Source organism: Dokdonella sp., assembly GCF_036518555.1.
Taxonomy (GTDB): domain Bacteria; phylum Pseudomonadota; class Gammaproteobacteria; order Xanthomonadales; family Rhodanobacteraceae; genus Dokdonella_A.
Map to the genome: position 1 here is coordinate 1 of NZ_DATDMY010000211.1, position 3639 is coordinate 3639.

Below are 3639 nucleotides of genomic sequence, written 5' to 3' on the forward strand. Positions count from 1 at the left end.
GGCCTGCTCGCGGGCGCGGACTCGCCCGACAAGCTCATCGAGCGCGCCGACGCCGCCCTCTACCGCGCGAAGGCCGAAGGCCGCAATCGCGTCTGCACGCACGCACCGCTCGCGGCCGCGAGCCATCACTGAGAAGGACGACCGATGGACACGATCAAGACCGTGCAGGTGGCCGAGCTGCTGCCCGGCGACGTGCTGTTGCACATGGGCCGCGGCCAGTTGTCGAAGTTGATCGCCTGGGTCGGCGACAGCGGCTACAGCCATGCGGCGATGGTGATCGGGCGCGGCGAACTCATCGAGGCCGCGACGAAGGGCGTGCGCCACGCGAGCCTCGCCGAGCGCACGCACATGGGCGCGGCGTTCGACTACGTCGACGTGTTCCGCCCGCTGCGACCGACGCCGCGCGACACGGCGGACATCGCGGCGCTGCTCGCGGCGGCGGACGTCTATCTCGGGCGACCGTATCCGATGACGTCGCTGCTCACCCTCGGCATCGTCTGCGCGGTGCGCAACAAGATCCCCGGCGACGAGCGCCTGCACGAGGCGCTGCGCATGGCGCTCGACCTCGTCGTACAGGACGACCCGGGCCGCGTCGTCTGCAGCGAACTCGTCTACCGCGGCTACGCCGAGGCCGCGACGAAGCCGCCGCAGGCGCTGCGCCTGCCGATCACGAACCGCGCCTCGCAGTCGACGCCGCTGCCGAAGATCGACCTCGTCGCGCTCGCGCTGGAGTGCCTCGAGGACTACCAGCGCGCGAACCCGAAGGGCGCGCTGCGCGCGACGGCGGCGCAGGCGGAGCTCCCCGCCCTGCTCGCACAGGCGCGCGGAACGCTCGGCATCGGTGGCCTGCAGACCTCGGGCGCGGGCGCGTCGGCGCCGAATCCGAAGACCGTGCTGCCGGCGGACCTGGAGTTCAGCAGCGGCTTGCGCAGGCTGGGACGGTTGCCGCTCAACGCGTGACGCACGACTGCCCGTAGAAGCGCACCCTGTGCGCGTCCGCGACATCGAACCTCGCCGCGACACCGGTCGCCCACAGGGTGGGCTCCTGCAGCGAGGCGCGTCCGGTACGAGCGCCCGTGCGAGAGCGCAACCCGCCGCGATACTCTGCGGAACGTACCTGCGGTACACGTGCGCGTCGCGCGCACGCGCCTTGGGAGGAGTCGCGATGACACGTTGGGTTGCCGGATGCGTATTCGCCCTGTCGATCGCCACGAACGCACACGCGCTCGACGGCGATGCCGACCCCGCCTTTGGTGACAATGGCCAGGTCGCGATCACGCGCCCGCTCGTCGGCGGCGGCAACGGCACGAAGCCGACCGGCGACCTGCTGCAGCGCGACGACGGCCGCTACCTCTGGGCGACGCCGCTCGACGACGGCAGCGTCTGGGTCGGGCGCGCATTCCGCGACGGCACGCCCGACGCCGATTTCGGCGGGCTCGGCCACGGTCGCGTGACCCTGCCCGCGTGCGGCGCGAGCCGCAACGTACGCCTCGCCGACGACGGCAGCGGCGGCGCGGTCGTCTGGGCCGGTTCGTGCCTCGTGCGGCTCGACGCCGATGGCCATGTCGTCGCCGGCTTCGCCGACGGTGCGACGATGCCGCCCGCAGGATTCTCCGCCGCCGGCCTCGCACGCGACGCACAGGGGCGTTACGTGCTCGCCGGCGACGCGAGTGCGACGGAAATACGCGTGCACCGCTACGCGGCCGACGGCGCCGACGACGACACGTTCGGAACGCTCGGCAGCACGGTCGTCGTCGTGCCGTCGACGAATGGCGTCGCCGACCTCAACGCGCTCGCCGTCCGCGCCGACGGCCGCATCGTCGTCGGCGGCGACCGCGGCAACACGCACGGGCCGAACATGATCCTCGTGCAGTTGAACGAAGACGGCACCCCCGATCCCTCGTGGGACTCCGACGGCATCGTCGACCTCGAGCCGCCGCCCGGCTACGACCGCCTCTACGCGACCGCCCTCGCGATCGACGGCGATGGCAGCCTCGTCGTCTCGGGCATGAGCAGCGACGGCGGCGTGAGCTGCTGCCTCATGCTCGCGCGCTTCGACACCGCCGGTCAGCTCGTGCCCGCGTTCGGCCTGCGCATCTTCCGGCTGAGCACGCAGCCGTCGCTGTTCCCGTTCTTCGAACAGCGCGACGGGCTCGTGCTGCTGCCGAACGGGCGCATCGTCATGGGCGCGATCTCGTTCCCGTTCGGCGCGCCCTTCACGCATCGGACGCAGTACACGCTCGTGCGCGCGTTCGCCGACGGCAGCCTCGATGCGAGCTTCGGCCACGACGGCTGGAACAGCTACACGATCGCCGACCCGGTCGGCGTCGGCCAGACGGGCGACTACGTGCAGATGCACGCGATCGCGTACGACCGCGCCGACGACAGCATGCTGCTGCTCGGCCGCACGTTCTTCGAGGACAATTCGACCGGCGACGACTACGTCACCTTCGTGCGCGCACGCTTCGACCTCGTGTTCGCCGACGCGTTCGATCGCTAGCGTGCACGCCGCGGCACCCGTCGCACGGTAGGGCGGTACGCGCGAATGCGCGTGCCGCAGCGAACGTAGGGTGGGACGCAGCGGCGCCGAACAACGGATGGATGCGATGCGCATGGCCGCGAGTCCCACCGTGGCCATCCGTCACCGACCCGGTGGGACTCGCCGCTGCGCGGCTGCCTTCCACCCTACGGACCTCGACGTTCGAACCGTGCCCGCGCGTGCCGCCGAAGCGCCGCGGTCACGCGCGAATCAACGGCCTTCGAGGCACCCCTGCAGCAACGCGCGGATCAGTGCCTGCGTCGGCACCGCGCGCTCGGGCCGGTACTCGAACGAATCCTCGTCCATGTAGTTGAGCTGGGCGAGTTCGAGCTGGACTGCCTCGACGCACTCGTCGGGCCGACCATAGTGGCGCGTGATGTAGCCGCCCTTGAAGCGGCCATCGACGACGTGCGAGTAGCGCGACTGCGCGTCGAGGATCGCCGCGAGGCGTGCGCGCAGCGCGGGCGTGCAGCTCGCGCCGGCGGACGTGCCGAGGTTGACGTCGGGCAGGCGCCCGTCGAACAGGAACGGCACGACGCTGCGGATCGAATGGCCCTCCCACAGCACGACGCGTCCGTGCGCGGCCTTGATGCGCGAGATCTCGTCCTTGAGCGCGGTGTGGTACGGCATCCAGTACGTCTCGACGCGTTGCGCGATCTCGCCGCGATGCGGTTCCTCGCCGGCCTGGTACACGGGCTCGCCGCTGAACTGCACGATCGGGCACAGGCCGGTCGTGTTCTGCCCCGGATAGAGCGAGGCGTCGTCGGAAGGACGGTTGAGATCGACGACGTAGCGCGAATGGTTCGGCACGATCATCGATGCGCCCATCTCGAGCGCGAACGCATACAGGCGCGAGACGTGCCAGTCGGTGTCGGGCACGCGCCGCGCGGAAGGCATGAAGCGCTGCGCGAGATCGGGCGGCACGAAACTGCCGTCGTGCGGCAAGCTCACGAACAGCGGCGCGGTACCGCGATGCAGCGTGTAGATGTCCATCCGCGCATTGTAGGCCACGCGCCCGCGCCCCGCGTCGCGCTGCGACGCGCGCTGGCACCGGTCGATCGCCGCCGTTCAGCGGCGGCCATCGGCGGCCCGAGGTAGTC

The 3639-nt window shown here is 71.1% G+C and carries 3 protein-coding genes; 2 read left to right on the top strand and 1 reads right to left on the bottom strand.

What is annotated here, in order from left to right; all coding sequences use genetic code 11:
- The first annotated feature begins 144 nt into the window (after window positions 1-144).
- On the top strand, window positions 145-960 hold the full coding sequence (locus VI238_RS11860; RefSeq protein ID WP_331651585.1) for a hypothetical protein: 816 nt from the start codon (window positions 145-147) through the stop codon (window positions 958-960).
- A gap of 205 nt (window positions 961-1165) precedes the next feature.
- The gene (locus VI238_RS11865) at window positions 1166-2500 is read left to right on the top strand and encodes a hypothetical protein (RefSeq protein WP_331651587.1); all 1335 of its coding nucleotides are present in this window, start codon (window positions 1166-1168) and stop codon (window positions 2498-2500) included.
- Window positions 2501-2749: 249 nt separating this feature from the next.
- On the opposite strand, the gene hutG is transcribed toward VI238_RS11865, so the two are convergent.
- On the bottom strand, window positions 2750-3532 hold the full coding sequence (hutG, locus tag VI238_RS11870; RefSeq protein WP_331651589.1) for an N-formylglutamate deformylase: 783 nt from the start codon (window positions 3530-3532) through the stop codon (window positions 2750-2752).
- Window positions 3533-3639 lie beyond the last annotated feature (107 nt).

Bases quoted from the DNA above. Each gene is read 5' to 3' on its own strand.
- VI238_RS11860 (WP_331651585.1), top strand. From the start codon at position 145: ATGGACACGATCAAGACCGTGCAGGTGGCCGAGCTGCTGCCCGGCGAC.
- hutG (WP_331651589.1), bottom strand. From the start codon at position 3,532: ATGGACATCTACACGCTGCATCGCGGTACCGCGCCGCTGTTCGTGAGC.
- VI238_RS11865 (WP_331651587.1), top strand. From the start codon at position 1,166: ATGACACGTTGGGTTGCCGGATGCGTATTCGCCCTGTCGATCGCCACG.